Annotated in this window: 19 protein-coding genes; 14 read left to right on the top strand and 5 right to left on the bottom strand. The window is 50.7% G+C overall.

Going from position 1 to position 16,509, the window contains the following annotated elements:
* Positions 1-3 precede the first annotated feature (3 nt).
* The 3 genes from gabT to csiR all read left to right on the top strand — a co-directional run bounded on the left by gabT (position 4) and on the right by csiR (position 3,895).
* Entirely contained in the window at positions 4-1,284 is a 1,281-nt protein-coding gene (gene gabT, locus C1192_RS22380; protein WP_038355755.1) for a 4-aminobutyrate--2-oxoglutarate transaminase, read from the top strand.
* A gap of 530 nt (positions 1,285-1,814) precedes the next feature.
* Entirely contained in the window at positions 1,815-3,215 is a 1,401-nt protein-coding gene (gene gabP / locus C1192_RS22375; RefSeq protein ID WP_038355756.1) for a GABA permease, read from the top strand.
* 20 nt (positions 3,216-3,235) lie between these two features.
* Positions 3,236-3,895 (top strand): DNA-binding transcriptional regulator CsiR, encoded by a 660-nt coding sequence (csiR, locus tag C1192_RS22370; protein WP_001516917.1) that lies wholly within the window; start codon positions 3,236-3,238, stop codon positions 3,893-3,895.
* A 3-nt stretch (positions 3,896-3,898) separates the two neighbouring features.
* Here the strand turns inward: csiR and kbp are convergent, their stop codons facing one another.
* Entirely contained in the window at positions 3,899-4,348 is a 450-nt protein-coding gene (kbp, locus tag C1192_RS22365; RefSeq protein WP_038355757.1) for a potassium binding protein Kbp, read from the bottom strand.
* Between the two features lie 83 nt (positions 4,349-4,431).
* Positions 4,432-4,590 (bottom strand): YqaE/Pmp3 family membrane protein, encoded by a 159-nt coding sequence (locus tag C1192_RS22360; RefSeq protein ID WP_000508177.1) that lies wholly within the window; start codon positions 4,588-4,590, stop codon positions 4,432-4,434.
* Positions 4,591-4,772: 182 nt separating this feature from the next.
* On the opposite strand from C1192_RS22360, the gene C1192_RS22355 reads away from it, so the two are divergent.
* Entirely contained in the window at positions 4,773-5,072 is a 300-nt protein-coding gene (locus tag C1192_RS22355; protein WP_016262450.1) for an ArsR/SmtB family transcription factor, read from the top strand.
* A gap of 9 nt (positions 5,073-5,081) precedes the next feature.
* Positions 5,082-5,606, top strand: coding sequence for a rhodanese family protein (locus C1192_RS22350; RefSeq protein WP_038355758.1), 525 nt, complete (start codon positions 5,082-5,084; stop codon positions 5,604-5,606).
* A gap of 46 nt (positions 5,607-5,652) precedes the next feature.
* On the opposite strand, the gene stpA is transcribed toward C1192_RS22350, so the two are convergent.
* On the bottom strand, positions 5,653-6,054 hold the full coding sequence (stpA, locus tag C1192_RS22345) for a DNA-binding protein StpA (RefSeq protein ID WP_000115376.1): 402 nt from the start codon (positions 6,052-6,054) through the stop codon (positions 5,653-5,655).
* A gap of 667 nt (positions 6,055-6,721) precedes the next feature.
* Between stpA and alaE the strand changes: the two genes are divergently transcribed.
* Positions 6,722-7,171 (top strand): L-alanine exporter AlaE, encoded by a 450-nt coding sequence (alaE, locus tag C1192_RS22340; protein WP_000492662.1) that lies wholly within the window; start codon positions 6,722-6,724, stop codon positions 7,169-7,171.
* Between the two features lie 36 nt (positions 7,172-7,207).
* On the opposite strand, the gene C1192_RS22335 is transcribed toward alaE, so the two are convergent.
* Positions 7,208-7,552, bottom strand: a complete 345-nt coding sequence (locus C1192_RS22335) for a DUF2002 family protein (RefSeq protein WP_000281311.1) — start codon at positions 7,550-7,552, stop codon at positions 7,208-7,210.
* A 150-nt stretch (positions 7,553-7,702) separates the two neighbouring features.
* Here C1192_RS22335 and C1192_RS22330 point away from each other — a divergent pair, with 150 nt between their 5' ends.
* Positions 7,703-8,032: an ElaB/YgaM/YqjD family protein gene (locus C1192_RS22330; RefSeq protein WP_000483312.1), complete on the top strand. Its 330-nt coding sequence runs from the start codon at positions 7,703-7,705 to the stop codon at positions 8,030-8,032.
* A 55-nt stretch (positions 8,033-8,087) separates the two neighbouring features.
* Here C1192_RS22330 and pdxR read toward each other — a convergent pair whose 3' ends face one another.
* Positions 8,088-9,422, bottom strand: a complete 1,335-nt coding sequence (gene pdxR / locus C1192_RS22325) for a MocR-like pyridoxine biosynthesis transcription factor PdxR (RefSeq protein ID WP_038355759.1) — start codon at positions 9,420-9,422, stop codon at positions 8,088-8,090.
* Positions 9,423-9,509: 87 nt separating this feature from the next.
* Here pdxR and C1192_RS22320 point away from each other — a divergent pair, with 87 nt between their 5' ends.
* The 7 genes from C1192_RS22320 (at position 9,510) to proW (ending at position 16,504) form a co-directional block, all read left to right on the top strand.
* Positions 9,510-9,941 carry a carboxymuconolactone decarboxylase family protein gene (locus C1192_RS22320; protein ID WP_000209798.1) on the top strand — a complete coding sequence of 144 codons (432 nt, stop codon included), beginning with the start codon at positions 9,510-9,512 and terminating at the stop codon, positions 9,939-9,941.
* Positions 9,942-10,149: 208 nt separating this feature from the next.
* Positions 10,150-10,395, top strand: coding sequence for a glutaredoxin-like protein NrdH (gene nrdH / locus C1192_RS22310; RefSeq protein ID WP_001223225.1), 246 nt, complete (start codon positions 10,150-10,152; stop codon positions 10,393-10,395).
* Positions 10,392-10,802 carry a class Ib ribonucleoside-diphosphate reductase assembly flavoprotein NrdI gene (gene nrdI / locus C1192_RS22305; RefSeq protein ID WP_001516921.1) on the top strand — a complete coding sequence of 137 codons (411 nt, stop codon included), beginning with the start codon at positions 10,392-10,394 and terminating at the stop codon, positions 10,800-10,802. The genes nrdH and nrdI overlap by 4 nt, the downstream gene beginning before the upstream one ends.
* Positions 10,775-12,919 carry a class 1b ribonucleoside-diphosphate reductase subunit alpha gene (gene nrdE, locus C1192_RS22300; protein ID WP_000246498.1) on the top strand — a complete coding sequence of 715 codons (2,145 nt, stop codon included), beginning with the start codon at positions 10,775-10,777 and terminating at the stop codon, positions 12,917-12,919. Before nrdI ends, nrdE begins: the two co-directional genes overlap by 28 nt.
* A 9-nt stretch (positions 12,920-12,928) precedes the next feature.
* The gene (gene nrdF, locus C1192_RS22295) at positions 12,929-13,888 is read left to right on the top strand and encodes a class 1b ribonucleoside-diphosphate reductase subunit beta (protein ID WP_038355760.1); all 960 of its coding nucleotides are present in this window, start codon (positions 12,929-12,931) and stop codon (positions 13,886-13,888) included.
* A 356-nt stretch (positions 13,889-14,244) separates the two neighbouring features.
* Positions 14,245-15,447: a glycine betaine/L-proline ABC transporter ATP-binding protein ProV gene (gene proV / locus C1192_RS22285; protein ID WP_038355761.1), complete on the top strand. Its 1,203-nt coding sequence runs from the start codon at positions 14,245-14,247 to the stop codon at positions 15,445-15,447.
* Positions 15,440-16,504, top strand: coding sequence for a glycine betaine/L-proline ABC transporter permease ProW (gene proW / locus C1192_RS22280; protein WP_000774962.1), 1,065 nt, complete (start codon positions 15,440-15,442; stop codon positions 16,502-16,504). The genes proV and proW overlap by 8 nt, the downstream gene beginning before the upstream one ends.
* Positions 16,505-16,509: the final 5 nt, after the last annotated feature.

The raw sequence follows: 16,509 nt of genomic DNA, 5'->3' as shown, positions 1-16,509 counted from the left end.
CGAATGAGCAGCAATAAAGAGTTAATGCAGCGCCGCAGTCAGGCGATCCCCCGTGGCGTCGGGCAAATTCACCCGATTTTCGCTGACCGGGCGGAAAACTGCCGGGTGTGGGACGTTGAAGGCCGTGAGTATCTTGATTTCGCGGGCGGGATTGCAGTGCTCAACACCGGGCACCTGCATCCAAAAGTGGTTGCAGCGGTGGAAGCGCAGTTGAAAAAACTGTCGCATACCTGCTTCCAGGTGCTGGCTTACGAGCCGTATCTGGAGTTGTGCGAGATTATGAATCAGAAGGTGCCGGGCGATTTCGCCAAAAAAACGCTGTTGGTCACCACGGGTTCGGAAGCGGTGGAAAACGCGGTAAAAATCGCCCGCGCCGCCACCAAACGCAACGGCACCATCGCCTTTAGCGGTGCGTATCACGGGCGCACGCACTACACGCTGGCGCTGACCGGCAAGGTGAATCCGTACTCTGCGGGTATGGGGCTGATGCCGGGCCATGTTTATCGCGCGCTTTACCCTTGCCCACTGCATGGCATCAGTGAAGATGACGCTATCGCCAGTATCCACCGAATCTTCAAAAATGACGCTGCGCCGGAAGATATCGCCGCCATCGTGATTGAGCCGGTTCAGGGCGAAGGCGGTTTCTACGCCGCGACGCCAGCCTTTATGCAACGTTTACGCGCGCTGTGTGACGAGCACGGGATCATGCTGATTGCCGATGAAGTCCAGAGCGGCGCGGGACGTACCGGTACGCTGTTTGCGATGGAGCAAATGGGCGTTGCACCGGATCTCACCACCTTTGCGAAATCGATCGCGGGCGGCTTCCCGCTGGCGGGCGTCACCGGACGTGCCGAAGTGATGGACGCCGTCGCACCAGGCGGTCTGGGCGGCACTTATGCGGGTAACCCGATTGCCTGCGTGGCGGCGCTGGAAGTATTGAAGGTGTTCGAGCAGGAAAATCTGCTACAAAAAGCCAACGACCTGGGGCAGAAACTGAAAGACGGGTTGTTGGCAATAGCCGAAAAACACCCTGAGATCAGCGATGTGCGCGGGTTGGGGGCGATGATTGCGATCGAGTTGTTTGAAAATGGCGATCACGACAAACCGGATGCGAAACTCACCGCCGAGATCGTAGCGCGCGCCCGCGATAAAGGTCTGATTCTTCTCTCCTGCGGCCCTTATTACAACGTACTGCGCATCCTTGTCCCCCTCACCATTGAAGATGCTCAGATCCGTCAGGGTCTGGAGATCATCAGCCAGTGTTTTGCTGAGGCGAAGCAGTAGCACCGCTCCATGCCGGAGGCGACGCTTTGCGTCTTGTCCGGCCTACGGGAATCCAGGTCGGATAAGGCGTTTACGCCGCATCCGACATTCGGCGCACCATGCCGGAGGCGACGCTGCGCGTCTTGTCCGGCTCACGGAAATGTAGGTCGGATAAGGCGTTTACGCCGCATCCGACATTCGGCGCACCATGCCGGAGGCGACGCTTCGCGTCTTGTCCGGCCTACGGGAATCCAGGTCGGATAAGGCGTTTACGCCGCATCCGACACTCGGCGCACCCATGCCGGAGGCGACGCTTTGCGTCTTGCCCGGCCCACGGAAATGTAGGTCGGATAAGGCGTTTACGCCGCATCCGACATTCGGCGCACCATGCCGGAGGCGACGCTTCGCGTCTTGTCCGGCCTACGGGAATCCAGGCCGGATAAGGCGGAGCCGCTCTCTGGCAAAAAGAGTTAATAACAATTAAACGCGTGACCCGACGCGGGAAATGTCGGGGCGCTCTCCCAAGTGACACACTTTCGAGAGGATTCAGGATGGGGCAATCATCGCAACCACATGAGTTAGGCGGCGGGCTGAAATCACGCCACGTCACCATGTTGTCTATTGCCGGTGTTATCGGCGCAAGTCTGTTTGTCGGTTCCAGCGTCGCTATAGCCGAAGCGGGTCCGGCGGTATTGCTGGCCTATCTGTTCGCCGGATTACTGGTGGTTATGATTATGCGAATGCTGGCGGAAATGGCGGTTGCTACGCCCGACACCGGCTCCTTTTCCACCTATGCCGATAAAGCCATTGGCCGCTGGGCGGGCTATACCATCGGCTGGCTGTACTGGTGGTTTTGGGTACTGGTTATCCCGCTGAAAGCCAACATTGCCGCCATGATCCTGCATTCATGGGTTCCCGGTATTCCCATCTGGTTATTTTCCCTCGTTATTACCCTCGCCTTAACCGGAAGTAATTTATTAAGCGTCAAAAACTACGGCGAATTTGAGTTCTGGTTAGCGATATGCAAAGTGATTGCTATCCTGGCGTTTATTTTCCTCGGTGCAGTGGCGATTAGCGGTTTTTATCCTTATGCCGAAGTGAGTGGTATCTCAAGATTATGGGATAGCGGCGGCTTTATGCCGAATGGTTTTGGTGCGGTATTAAGCGCGATGCTTATCACCATGTTCTCGTTTATGGGCGCGGAAATTGTCACCATCGCGGCAGCAGAATCCGACACGCCGGATAAACATATTGTTCGCGCCACCAACTCGGTTATCTGGCGTATCTCTATTTTCTATTTGTGTTCTATTTTTGTCGTCGTGGCTCTCATCCCGTGGAATATGCCAGGACTGAAAACCGTGGGTTCCTACCGTTCCGTGCTGGAGCTGCTGAATATTCCGCACGCAAAATTCATTATGGATTGCGTTATTTTGCTATCAGTGACCAGTTGCCTGAACTCAGCGCTGTATACCGCCTCGCGAATGCTTTACTCACTGAGCCGTCGCGGTGATGCACCTGCAGTAATGGGCAAAATCAACCGCAGTAAAACACCTTACGTGGCTGTATTACTCTCGACCGGTGCGGCGTTTTTAACGGTGGTGGTGAACTATTACGCGCCTGCGAAAGTGTTTAAATTCCTGATCGACAGCTCCGGCGCCATCGCCCTGCTGGTTTATTTAGTCATCGCCGTTTCACAATTGCGGATGCGTAAAATTCTGCTGGCAGAAGGCGGCGAAATTCGCCTGCGCATGTGGCTTTATCCGTGGCTTACCTGGCTGGTGATTAGCTTTATTACCTTTGTATTGGTGGTGATGTTATTCCGTCCGGCACAGCAACTCGAGGTCATTTCCACCGGCTTATTAGCAATAGGGATTATCTGTACCGTGCCAATTATGGCGCGCTGGAAAAAGCTAATAATGTGGCAAAAATTACCCGCGCATAATACGCATTAACGTTGAGCTGGAGTCACACCATGACCATTACGTCTCTGGATGGCTATCGCTGGCTGAAGAACGATATTATTCGCGGTCATTTTCAGCCGGATGAAAAACTGCGAATGAGTTTGCTGACGTCGCGCTATTCACTCGGCGTCGGGCCGTTGCGGGAAGCCCTTTCGCAACTGGTAGCGGAACGACTGGTCACGGTGGTGAATCAAAAAGGATATCGGGTGGCGTCTATGTCAGAGCAGGAACTGCTCGATATTTTCGATGCCCGCGCCAATATGGAAGCGATGCTGGTGAGTCTGGCGATTGCCCGTGGCAGTGATGAATGGGAAGCTGACATTCTCGCGAAAGCACATTTGCTTGGTAAACTGGAAGCCTCTGACGCCAGCGAGCAAATGCTTGATGAGTGGGACCAGCGCCATCAGGCATTTCATACTGCGATTGTGGCTGGCTGCGGTTCCCACTATTTACTACAAATGCGCGAGCGTTTGTTTGATCTGGCGGCACGCTACAGATTCATCTGGCTGCGGCAAACAGTGCTTTCAGTAGAAATGCTGGAAGATAAACGCGATCAGCATCAAATTTTAACCGACGCTGTGCTGGCGCGAGATACTGCGCGCGCCAGTGAGTTAATGCGTCAACATTTGCTGACGCCGATTCCGATTATCCAGCAGGCGATGGCGGGATAACGATCACTCTTCAGGAATACGCAAAACCTGCCCTGGATAAATTTTATCCGGGCGTTTTAGCATCGGTTTATTCGCTTCGAAGATTTTATTGTAGAGATTGGCGTTGCCGTAAACCTGTTTGGAAATGGCACTCAGGGTGTCGCCAGACTTAACGGTATAAAACTGGCTGGCAGTTGCTGGCGTCGCCGTTTTTACCTGATCGTCCACGCTGGCAATACCGGAAATATTCCCCACTGCAACAAGGATTTTTTCCTTCGCTTCCTGACTTAAGCCGTCACCTGTGACTGTCGCTTTACCATCGACAATTTGAATATTCACTTTATCGGCATCGGGAATACCGGTTTTGTTCAGATGCTCTTGCACCTTCTTCGCCTGATCGTCTTTATCATGCTGACCGGTGACGGTATCCCAGAGCTTTTCTCCTGCCTCTTTCACAAAATTGAACAGACCCATAGCTACCTCATTCGTTAATGGAAACACTCAGAAAGTGTAGCAGAGGAACGCGGCGCGTTTACGCCGCGTGGGTGAGCACAGGATTAATCGCGGGTTTGCACCCAAAAAGCGTGAATTAAACCAGGAATATAACCAAGCAACGTCAGCAGGATATTAATGATGAACGCCCAACCAAATCCTTTACCTAACAGCACGCCGAGCGGTGGCAAAATGATGGTGATGACGATTCTCCAGAAACCCATATTTACTCCCTATAAGAAAATTAATCATTGTTTAAAAAGAGATTTCACCTCTTAAGCGTAGTGATTTTAGCGGAGCCTGGCCGTTTCAGCCTACGCTTTTACCCTCATTTACGCTGCTTACGCTGGTATACGTTGCATTTTTAGTTTAGAGTTTACTTAATTTAGCAAATACTTAAATAACTATGACTGAACTAGCCCAACTACAGGCCAGCGCCGAACAGGCCGCAGCCTTGCTGAAAGCGATGAGTCACCCCAAACGGCTGCTGATTCTATGCATGCTTTGTGGTTCACCCGGCACCAGCGCCGGTGAACTGGCTCGCATTACCGGACTTAGCGCCTCTGCAACGTCACAGCATCTCGCTCGTATGCGTGACGAAGGGCTTATCGACAGCCAACGGGATGCGCAGCGCGTTCTTTATTCGATAAAAAATGAGGCGGTAAATGCCATTATCGCCACCCTGAAAAATGTCTATTGTCCGTAAGGAGTGACCATGGCTTTGACAACAATTTCGCCGCATGACGCACAAGAATTAATCGCGCACGGTGCAAAGTTAATCGATATTCGCGATGCCGACGAATATCTTCGTGAACATATTCCAGAAGCCTCTCTGGCACCGATATCTGTGCTGGAACAGTCTGGTCTCCCGGCAAAATTACGTAGCGAGCAAATTATATTCCACTGTCAGGCGGGAAAACGAACCAGTAATAATTCGCAAAAATTAGAAGCGATTGCCTCCCCCGCAGATATTTTTTTACTGGAAGGCGGAATTGATGGCTGGAAAAAAGCAGGATTTCCAGTAGCTGAAAATAAATCCCAGCCTTTGCCATTAATGCGTCAGGTGCAGATCGCTGCTGGTGGTTTAATATTAATCGGCGTCGTACTGGGTTATGCCGTTAATAGCAGCTTCTTCTTATTAAGTGGATTTGTCGGTGTTGGATTAATGTTTGCAGGAATCAGCGGTTTTTGTGGGATGGCAAGGCTGTTAGATAAGATGCCGTGGAATCAGCGAGCTTGAGTAACGACGCCGGACGCGCCATCGTGGCGACATCCGGCAACAGTGATTAGATCAGGAAATCGTCGAGAGATTTACCTTCTGCCAGAGCCTGAGCGATCGGCTTCGGTGTACGACCCTGACCGGTCCAGGTTTTGGTTTCACCATTAAAATCGGTGAATTGGTATTTCGCCGGACGCGGCTGGCGTTTTTTACCTGCACGCGGTGCAGCAGTATTATTACCAAATAACTCTTCCGGATTAATTCCGTCAGCCTTCATCAGCTCCAGCCAGGTGCTAATTTTCTCCTGGCGCTCAGCCAGTTCACGCTGCTGCTGTTCTTCTTCTTCACGTCTTTCTTTAGTGACAACCCTGAATTTTTCGAGCATTTCTTCAAGAACGTCAATGGAGAATTCGCGAGCCATCGCACGAAGGGTGCGGATGTTATTTAAACTTTGTAACATTACAGACATAATAAAGAAAACCTTTTAACGCCAAAACAAAAAAGTATTTCGCCGCGTAGTGTAAGCGATCGTTTATTATATTTCCACAAAATTTAATCTATTTACAATCGCCAGTGATATTATTTCAAGCGTTATTTCCAGATAGATTAATAATTATTTCAGATTATATATTAGCCATTTAGCTTAGTCATTCCAGCCATTAGCAAATAGTCAGGTGCTCTCTGTCTCATCGACACTGATGGCAAATCAACAATCTCCGCATAAATATACAGAAAAAAACAAATAAAACAACAATTCAACACCTAAAATTTTATGCTGGCATTAGTCGCTTTAAGTCACTAAAAATTCCAGATAGAGTAAAAGCGCTACTTACGCCGGATTGCCTACACTTTGCAGCATTACCTCCCTTAGCCTTCCCCGCCGAACATGTCAAAATGCCAACATAACAATATGATTTTAAATCATATTATTAGAATAAGCATTTAAAAATCCATAATGTACAAAAAACACGCCATCGTGGAATATTTTATCTACGAAAACAAAATAAATAAAAATTTTTCACTAATTGATTACTTGCATCCAGCGATATACGCTATGCAAAGATGAAACAGGCAGCTCAGAGCACTGCATTCATTTTCATTCATATCCGATTTCGCTTTTATTAAGGAGCATTGGCATGTTCTCACCGCAGTCACGCTTGCGTCATGCAGTTGCAGACACGTTCGCGATGGTTGTTTACTGTTCTGTCGTGAACATGTGTATTGAAGTTTTCCTCTCCGGAATGAGCTTCGAGCAGTCTCTTTACTCCAGGTTAGTGGCAATTCCGGTGAACATCTTAATTGCATGGCCATACGGCATGTACCGGGATCTGTTTATGCGCGCGGCACGCAAAGTTAGCCAGTCTGGATGGATAAAAAATCTGGCAGATATTCTGGCTTATGTGACGTTTCAGTCACCGGTGTATATGGCGATCTTGCTGGTAGTGGGCGCAGACTGGCACCAGATTATGGCTGCGGTCAGTTCAAACATCGTTGTTTCGATGTTGATGGGGGCGGTCTATGGCTACTTCCTCGATTACTGCCGCCGGCTATTTAAAGTCAGCCGTTACCAGCAGGTAAAAGCCTGACTCTTCTTTTCGCGACTGGCAATTCCAGTCGCGTCTTTAATTGGTTTCGCCAAACAAGCCATGCAAATAACGTTCAAGCGCAACACGCGAACTAAAACCATGCGGAATACCGTAATGCTCGTGTCGCTCGCCCGCAAAGTAGAGCGGAAATTGCTGGTAATGATCGCAGGTTTTAATATCAGAAGCGGGTTCTGCCAGCGTCGAACTACGCTCTTTTAATGTTGGATGAATTACCAGTGCGGTACGTCCCATTCGTGCTTCGCGATTAACATAAACATAATGTTCCCCACGGCGGTAACCGTATGCTTTCTGGGTTACCACATCGACGGTAAAACCGACTTTCTCAAGTACGCGAGCTACCTCGTCTGGTCGTAAATACATATTTTATCCTCGTGATTATCTACCACGGGCCTACCTTACCTGATTGAGCATTCACAACGCTTTCAGAAAAGTCCATAAAGCCGCGATGAGTCTCAGCAAAGAAAATTATGGTCTACACTGAAAATTACATCGAATTCAAAGGGGGATCATATGTTTAACCGACCTAACCGCAACGACGTCGATGATGGCGTGCAGGATATTCAGAATGATGTCAATCAATTAGCTGATAGCCTCGAATCTGTATTGAAGTCCTGGGGTAGCGACGCCAAAGGGGAAGCCGAAGCTGCACGCAGTAAAGCACAGGCGCTACTGAAAGAAACCAGAGCGCGGATGCATGGTCGTACTCGCGTCCAACAAGCCGCACGTGATGCCGTGGGTTGCGCTGATTCTTTTGTTCGTGAAAGACCCTGGTGTAGCGTGGGTACAGCGGCGGCGGTAGGGATTTTTATCGGTGCACTGTTAGGTATGCGCAAATCGTAGTGGAACAATGATAATAAATACACGTCCCTGGCCCCGAAGCCTGACTTCGGGGTTTTTAACTTAAGGCATCGCGTAATTGTTGTGCCACCTGCTGCGCCATGCTTTCGCTAACGATATTGGTAAACGAGAGCAGCAATCCTCCTTTCCCGGTTGACCGAATACGCCAGGTACTTAATGCCTGCACCGCAAGGCCAGCGGCATTAGCTTTACGCGCGTAGGCAATATCATCGCCCATCATGCTGATAACCATCTGGATTCCCCCTTTTTGCGGTACAACCTGAAATCCCTGTTGCGTAAGCGCCTGCTCAATCCACTGCCGACGCTGAGCATAGTGCTGACGCATTTTCTTCAGATGCCTCCAGAAATGCCCATCACGAATGAAATCTGCCAGAGTGTTCTGCCATAGAACAGGCACAGCACATGGCTCCAGCGATGCCTGTTGGCGGAATTGCGCAATCTGCTCCACCGGCACCACCAGCCACGCACAGCGCAGTGCCGGGAAAAGCGATTTGCTAAATGTTCCGGCATAAATCACCCGCTGCGGCGCATCGAGACTTTTCAGCGCCGGTAACGGCTTACCGTGATAGCGGAACTCACTGTCGTAATCATCTTCAATAACCCATGCCTGACTACGCTCTGCCCATTCCAGCACCTGGTGCCTGCGCGCCAAAGAGAGCGCAACACCCAGCGGGCTTTGATGTGCCGGAGTGATCAGAGCAAAACGCGCGTCAGGATAATTTTGTATTCCGCTTGTGACATCCAGTCCGTTGTCGTCAACAGGCACAGGAAAAACGTTCACACCGTGGCGAGTGACAATCGGACGAATCAGTGGAAAACCGGGATCTTCCATCCACATCCCGTCTCCCGGTTCCGCCAGTGCACGCAAAATTAAGCTCATCGATGCCGCATAACCGTGTGTGATAAATACCTGCTCAGGCTGGCTCTCAATTCCGCGCGAGACACGTAGATAATCAACAATTGCCTCGCGCAACGCCGCCTCGCCGCAGACATCGCCTAACGCCAAATTAAAACGCGTCTGGGTTCGCAGGCGACGACCCATCACCCGCGCCCACAGCTCACGCGGAAAGAGATCGAGTGCGGGTAATCCCATTTGAAACGGCAACGGCTGCTCGCTTTCACCGGCAAAGACGACGACATCAGAAGATGATTTTTGTGGATGTATCTGTTCGCTGACAAAGGTGCCTGCCTGCCCCCGCCTGACCAGCCAGCCCTGTGCCACCAGCTCAGCATAAGCATTTTCGACTGTGGAGCGAGACACGCCCAGTTCCTGCGACCAGGTTCGGCTGGAAGGTAGCCTTGCGCCAAGTTTCAGTTCCTCTTGCTCAATAGCCGTTTTTAACTGACGGGCGATTTCCTGATAACGCGGCATATGGTCTGCTTTTTTACGTAATTTATGGCTCTCTTTGACAGTCCATTATAGTGCTACATTGCGGGCGTTAATAAGAGGAGAAACTGTATGACTACATTACGTCAACCCTACTACGAACTTAGCCCGGCAGTGTATAACGCACTGGTGCAGGCCAAAACGGCGCTGGAAAATAGTACGCTGGATACCACTCTGATGGAGTTAGTTTATTTACGCGTCTCACAAATCAACGGCTGCGCATTTTGTCTGGAGATGCACAGTAAAGCATTACGCAAATCCGGTGTGCCGCAGAACAAACTGGACGCCCTGGCAGGCTGGCGCGTAAGCCATCATTTTGACGATCGCGAGCGGGCGGCGCTGGCATGGGCGGAATCGGTGACCGATATTGCCCGAACCCATGCAGAAGATGACGTTTATCAGCCTCTGCTTAAGTACTTCAGCGCAGCAGAGATCAGCGACTTAACGTTTGCCATCGGGCTGATGAATTGCTTTAACCGCCTGGCGGTTTCCATGCGGATGTAATTTGCTGTTGCCGGGTGCTCGCCCGGCAACAAAACACAAAATCCCCTACCCCGTTGAGCCACTCAACGGCGGTATCAATAATCTAAAATTCCCATATCTTGTATGGTTGAATCTTTTTTCAACTACATCTAGTATCTCTGTATCAACAGAGAGACAACCCGACGCGTATCATCGCGCCGTATCTTCATTTTAAACGGAAATACGAATCATGCGCATTACCATTTACACTCGTAACGATTGCGTTCAATGCCACGCCACCAAACGAGCAATGGAAAACCGTGGCTTTGACTTTGAGATGATTAATGTCGATCGCGATCCTGAAGCGGCAGAGGCGTTACGTGCCCAGGGCTTTCGCCAGTTGCCGGTAGTGATTGCAGGTGATCTTAGCTGGTCTGGCTTTCGTCCGGACATGATCAACCGCCTGCATCCAGCGCCACATGCAGCCAGCGCATGAGTCAGCTCGTCTACTTCTCCAGTAGCTCCGAAAACACACATCGCTTTATCAAACGTTTAGGGCTGCCCGCCGTGCGCATTCCGCTCAATGAGCGGGAACGGATTCAGGTAGACGAGCCTTACATCCTGATCGTGCCCTCTTACGGCGGTGGCGGTACGGCTGGCGCTGTGCCACGGCAGGTGATTCGCTTTTTAAACGACGAACATAACCGGGCGTTGCTTCGCGGCGTTATTGCTTCGGGTAATCGCAATTTTGGTGAGGCGTATGGCCGCGCCGGAGATGTGATTGCCCGGAAATGCGACGTGCCGTGGCTATACCGCTTTGAACTCATGGGTACGCAAAGCGATATCGAAAACGTTCGTAAAGGAGTAACCGAATTTTGGCAACGACAACCGCAGACCGCCTGACGCAGGAAACGATGGATTACCACGCCCTGAATGCGATGCTTAACCTTTACGATAGTGCGGGTCGCATTCAGTTCGATAAAGATCGCCAGGCAGTAGACGCTTTTATGGCGACACATGTACGCCCGAACAGTGTGACTTTTAGCAGCCAGCAGCAGCGCCTGAACTGGCTGGTCAACGAAGGTTACTATGATGAAAGCGTCCTCAACCGCTACTCTCGCAACTTTGTCATTACGCTGTTTGCCCATGCACACGCCAGTGGTTTTCGTTTCCAGACGTTCCTCGGTGCATGGAAGTTTTACACCAGCTATACGCTGAAGACTTTCGACGGTAAACGTTATCTGGAAGATTTTGCCGATCGGGTCACGATGGTGGCGCTAACGCTGGCGCAAGGTGATGAGACGCTGGCGACGCAGCTAACCGATGAGATGCTATCAGGACGCTTTCAGCCCGCCACGCCAACATTCCTCAACTGTGGTAAACAGCAGCGAGGCGAACTGGTTTCCTGTTTTCTGCTACGTATTGAAGACAATATGGAGTCGATTGGTCGGGCGGTTAATTCCGCACTGCAACTGTCGAAACGCGGCGGCGGCGTGGCGTTTTTGCTGTCGAATCTGCGGGAAGCGGGTGCACCGATTAAACGTATTGAAAATCAATCTTCTGGCGTGATTCCGGTGATGAAAATGCTGGAAGACGCATTTTCCTATGCCAACCAGCTCGGCGCTCGTCAGGGGGCTGGGGCTGTATATCTGCACGCACACCATCCCGATATTCTGCGTTTTCTCGACACAAAACGGGAAAATGCCGATGAAAAAATCCGCATTAAAACGTTGTCGCTGGGGGTAGTGATCCCGGATGTCACCTTCCATCTGGCGAAAGAGAATGCGCAGATGGCGCTGTTTTCGCCCTATGACGTTGAGCGAGTTTACGGCAAGCCGTTTGCTGATATCGCCATCAGCGAACACTATGACGAACTGGTTGCCGATGAACGCATCCGCAAAAAATACATCAACGCCCGTGATTTCTTCCAGCGGCTGGCGGAGATCCAGTTTGAGTCCGGCTATCCCTACATCATGTATGAAGATACGGTTAACCGTGCTAACCCTATTGCCGGGCGCATAAATATGAGTAATCTCTGCTCAGAAATTTTGCAGGTTAACAGCGCCTCAGCGTATGACGAGAATCTCGACTATGCTCGCACAGGCCATGATATTTCCTGCAATTTAGGCTCGTTGAATATTGCTCACACTATGGATTCGCCAGACTTTGCCCGCACGGTAGAGACAGCCGTGCGCGGTCTGACGGCGGTGTCAGATATGAGTCATATCCGCAGCGTGCCGTCCATCGAAGCCGGAAATGCCGCCTCGCACGCCATCGGCCTGGGGCAGATGAATCTGCACGGCTATCTGGCGCGTGAGGGTATCGTTTACGGTTCGCCGGAAGCACTGGATTTTACCAATCTCTATTTCTACACCATCACCTGGCACGCCCTGCGCACTTCGATGTTGCTGGCGCGCGAACGTGGTGAAACCTTCGCCGGATTCAAACAGTCACGCTATGCCAGCGGTGAATATTTTAGCCAATATCTGCAAGGGAACTGGCAGCCGAAAACGGCGAAAGTTGGCGAACTGTTTGCCCGTAGCGGTATTACGTTACCTACCCGTGAGATGTGGGCGCAACTGCGCGACGACGTGATGCACTACGGCATTTACAACCAGAATCTTCAGGCGGTGCCGCCAACCGGTTCTATCTCTTATATCAACCATGCTACGTCGAGTATTCATCCGATTGTGGCGAAAGTAGAGATACGCAAAGAGGGCAAAACAGGACGCGTTTACTACCCTGCCCCGTTTATGACTAACGAAAATCTGGCGCTATATCAGGACGCTTACGAAATTGGCGCGGAAAAGATTATCGACACCTACGCCGAAGCGACTCGCCATGTCGATCAGGGGCTGTCGCTGACGCTGTTTTTCCCCGATACCGCCACCACTCGGGATATCAATAAAGCGCAGATTTACGCCTGGCGCAAAGGTATCAAAACGCTCTACTACATCCGCCTGCGTCAGATGGCGCTGGAAGGCACTGAAATTGAAGGCTGCGTCTCCTGTGCACTTTAAGGAATATCTATGAAACTCTCACATATCAGCGCCATCAACTGGAACAAGATTACTGACGATAAAGATCTGGAAGTATGGAATCGCCTGACCAGCAATTTCTGGCTACCGGAAAAAGTGCCACTGTCGAACGATATTCCCGCGTGGCAAACGTTAAGTACCATCGAACAACAACTGACGATGCGCGTATTTACTGGACTGACGCTGCTCGACACGTTGCAAAACGTTATCGGCGCGCCTTCGTTGATACCCGATGCACTCACGCCCCATGAAGAAGCAGTGTTGTCGAATATCAGCTTTATGGAAGCCGTTCATGCCCGCTCTTACAGCTCTATTTTCTCGACGCTGTGCCAGACAAAAGAGGTTGATGCCGCCTATGCCTGGAGTGAAGAAAATGCGCCGTTGCAACGAAAAGCACAGATTATTCAGCAATATTATCGCGGTGATAGCCCGCTGAAAAAGAAAATCGCCAGTGTCTTTCTTGAATCATTTTTGTTCTATTCCGGCTTCTGGCTGCCAATGTATTTTTCCAGTCGCGGAAAGCTGACCAATACCGCCGATCTAATCCGCCTGATTATCCGCGATGAAGCAGTACACGGTTATTACATTGGCTATAAATATCAGAAAAACCTGGAAAAAATCTCCCAGGCACAACGTGAAGAATTAAAGAGTTTCGCCTTCGATTTATTGCTGGAACTTTACGACAACGAGTTGCAATACACCGATGAGCTGTACGCCGAAACAACATGGGCTGACGATGTGAAAGCGTTTCTCTGTTACAACGCCAATAAAGCCTTAATGAATCTGGGATACGAACCGTTATTTCCAGCAGAAATGGCAGAAGTAAATCCGGCAATCCTTGCCGCGCTTTCACCGAATGCCGACGAAAATCACGATTTCTTTTCCGGCTCTGGTTCCTCTTATGTGATGGGAAAAGCGGTCGAAACAGAAGACGAAGACTGGAATTTTTGACGAGGTTATTTTTCAAAAATATCACCACCCACAGCAGGGAAATAATTCCAGTTAAACAGCTTTTTATCACGCAAATATTTTGTGGTGTTCTACACTGACCCTCTGTTGCATTATTCGCCTGAAACCACAATATTCAGGCGTTTTTTCGCTATCTATAACAAAAAATATCAACTTTTCTCGATTTGCTCTCAGCCCTTATATCACGGGAAACTCCGGCAATTTGCTCGCATCAATATTCATGCCACATTTGCCCTCAGGGGTTGCCTCAGATTCTCAGTATGTTAGGGTAGAAAAAAGTGACTATTTCCATTGGGTAATATATCGACATAAACAAATAACAGGAATCTTTCTATTGCATGGCAATTAAATTAGAAATCAAAAATCTTTATAAAATATTTGGTGAGCATCCACAGCGAGCTTTCAAATATATCGAACAAGGACTTTCAAAAGAACAAATTCTGGAAAAAACTGGGCTATCGCTTGGCGTAAAAGACGCCAGTCTGGCCATTGAAGAAGGCGAGATATTTGTCATCATGGGATTATCCGGTTCGGGTAAATCCACAATGGTACGCCTTCTCAATCGCCTGATTGAACCCACCCGCGGACAAGTGCTGATTGACGGTGTAGATATTGCCAAAATATCCGACGTCGAACTCCGTGAGGTGCGCAGAAAAAAGATTGCGATGGTCTTTCAGTCCTTTGCCTTAATGCCGCATATGACCGTGCTGGACAATACCGCGTTTGGCATGGAACTAGCCGGAATTAACGCCGAAGAGCGTCGGGAAAAAGCCATTGATGCACTACGTCAGGTAGGTCTGGAAAATTATGCCCACAGCTACCCGGACGAACTCTCTGGTGGAATGCGTCAACGTGTTGGATTAGCCCGTGCATTAGCCATTAATCCGGATATTTTATTAATGGATGAAGCCTTCTCGGCGCTCGATCCATTAATTCGCACCGAGATGCAGGATGAACTGGTAAAATTACAGGCGAAACATCAGCGCACCATTGTCTTTATTTCTCACGATCTCGATGAAGCTATGCGTATTGGCGACCGAATTGCCATTATGCAAAATGGCGAAGTGGTACAGGTCGGCACACCGGATGAAATTCTCAATAATCCGGCGAATGATTATGTCCGCACCTTCTTCCGCGGCGTTGATATTAGTCAGGTATTCAGCGCGAAAGATATTGCTCGCCGCAGCCCGAATGGTTTAATTCGTAAAACCCCCGGCTTCGGTCCGCGTTCGGCACTGAAATTATTACAGGATGAAGATCGCGAATATGGCTACGTCATCGAACGCGGTAATAAATTTGTCGGCGCAGTCTCTATCGATTCGTTAAAAGCAGCATTAACGCAGCAGCAAGGTCTTGATGCGGCGCTGATTGATGCGCCGTTAGCGGTCGATGCGCAAACGCCTCTTAGCGAGTTGCTCTCTCATGTCGGACAGGCACCCTGTGCGGTGCCCGTGGTCAACGAGGACCAACAGTATGTCGGCATCATTTCGAAAGGAATGCTGCTGCGCGCTTTAGATCGTGAGGGGGTAAATAATGGCTGATCAAAATAATCCGTGGGATACCACGCCAGCGGCAGACAGCGCCGCACAATCCGCAGATGCCTGGGGTACACCGGCTGCGGCACCGACTGACGGCGGCGGCGCTGACTGGCTGACCAGTACGCCTGCACCAAATGTCGAGCATTTTAATATTCTCGATCCGTTTCATAAGACGCTGATCCCACTCGACAGTTGGGTAACTGAAGGGATCGACTGGGTCGTTACCCATTTCCGCCCCCTCTTCCAGGGTGTGCGCGTTCCGGTGGATTATATCCTCAACGGTTTCCAGCAACTGCTGCTGGGGATGCCCGCGCCTGTGGCAATTATCGTTTTCGCCCTGATAGCCTGGCAGATTTCCGGTGTCGGAATGGGCGTGGCGACGCTGGTTTCACTGATTGCTATCGGCGCGATCGGCGCATGGTCGCAGGCAATGGTGACTTTGGCGCTGGTGTTAACCGCCCTGCTATTCTGTATTGTCATCGGTTTGCCGCTGGGGATCTGGCTGGCAAGAAGCCCACGGGCAGCAAAAATCATCCGTCCACTGCTTGATGCCATGCAGACGACGCCAGCGTTTGTCTATCTGGTGCCAATCGTCATGCTGTTTGGTATCGGCAACGTGCCGGGCGTGGTGGTGACCATCATCTTTGCTCTGCCGCCTATTATCCGTCTGACCATTTTGGGGATTAACCAGGTTCCGGCGGATCTGATTGAAGCCTCGCGCTCATTCGGTGCCAGCCCGCGCCAGATGCTGTTCAAAGTTCAGTTACCGCTGGCGATGCCGACCATTATGGCGGGCGTCAACCAGACGCTGATGCTGGCCCTTTCTATGGTGGTCATCGCCTCGATGATTGCCGTCGGCGGGCTGGGTCAAATGGTACTGCGCGGTATCGGGCGTCTGGATATGGGGCTTGCCACCGTTGGCGGCGTCGGGATTGTCATCCTCGCCATTATCCTCGATCGCCTGACACAGGCCGTGGGGCGCGACTCACGTAGTCGCGGCAACCGTCGCTGGTACACCACTGGCCCTGTCGGTCTGCTGACCCGTCCGTTCATTAAATAACTCTG

The organism is Escherichia marmotae, assembly GCF_002900365.1.
Lineage (GTDB): Bacteria > Pseudomonadota > Gammaproteobacteria > Enterobacterales > Enterobacteriaceae > Escherichia > Escherichia marmotae.
The sequence above is the reverse complement of the archived record's forward strand: the minus strand, read 5'-3'. Positions and strand labels throughout refer to the sequence as shown.

Bases quoted from the DNA above. Each gene is read 5' to 3' on its own strand.
- gabT (WP_038355755.1), top strand. From the start codon at position 4: ATGAGCAGCAATAAAGAGTTAATGCAGCGCCGCAGTCAGGCGATCCCC.
- gabP (WP_038355756.1), top strand. From the start codon at position 1,815: ATGGGGCAATCATCGCAACCACATGAGTTAGGCGGCGGGCTGAAATCA.
- csiR (WP_001516917.1), top strand. From the start codon at position 3,236: ATGACCATTACGTCTCTGGATGGCTATCGCTGGCTGAAGAACGATATT.
- kbp (WP_038355757.1), bottom strand. From the start codon at position 4,348: ATGGGTCTGTTCAATTTTGTGAAAGAGGCAGGAGAAAAGCTCTGGGAT.
- C1192_RS22360 (WP_000508177.1), bottom strand. From the start codon at position 4,590: ATGGGTTTCTGGAGAATCGTCATCACCATCATTTTGCCACCGCTCGGC.
- C1192_RS22355 (WP_016262450.1), top strand. From the start codon at position 4,773: ATGACTGAACTAGCCCAACTACAGGCCAGCGCCGAACAGGCCGCAGCC.
- C1192_RS22350 (WP_038355758.1), top strand. From the start codon at position 5,082: ATGGCTTTGACAACAATTTCGCCGCATGACGCACAAGAATTAATCGCG.
- stpA (WP_000115376.1), bottom strand. From the start codon at position 6,054: ATGTCTGTAATGTTACAAAGTTTAAATAACATCCGCACCCTTCGTGCG.
- alaE (WP_000492662.1), top strand. From the start codon at position 6,722: ATGTTCTCACCGCAGTCACGCTTGCGTCATGCAGTTGCAGACACGTTC.
- C1192_RS22335 (WP_000281311.1), bottom strand. From the start codon at position 7,552: ATGTATTTACGACCAGACGAGGTAGCTCGCGTACTTGAGAAAGTCGGT.
- C1192_RS22330 (WP_000483312.1), top strand. From the start codon at position 7,703: ATGTTTAACCGACCTAACCGCAACGACGTCGATGATGGCGTGCAGGAT.
- pdxR (WP_038355759.1), bottom strand. From the start codon at position 9,422: ATGCCGCGTTATCAGGAAATCGCCCGTCAGTTAAAAACGGCTATTGAG.
- C1192_RS22320 (WP_000209798.1), top strand. From the start codon at position 9,510: ATGACTACATTACGTCAACCCTACTACGAACTTAGCCCGGCAGTGTAT.
- nrdH (WP_001223225.1), top strand. From the start codon at position 10,150: ATGCGCATTACCATTTACACTCGTAACGATTGCGTTCAATGCCACGCC.
- nrdI (WP_001516921.1), top strand. From the start codon at position 10,392: ATGAGTCAGCTCGTCTACTTCTCCAGTAGCTCCGAAAACACACATCGC.
- nrdF (WP_038355760.1), top strand. From the start codon at position 12,929: ATGAAACTCTCACATATCAGCGCCATCAACTGGAACAAGATTACTGAC.
- proV (WP_038355761.1), top strand. From the start codon at position 14,245: ATGGCAATTAAATTAGAAATCAAAAATCTTTATAAAATATTTGGTGAG.
- proW (WP_000774962.1), top strand. From the start codon at position 15,440: ATGGCTGATCAAAATAATCCGTGGGATACCACGCCAGCGGCAGACAGC.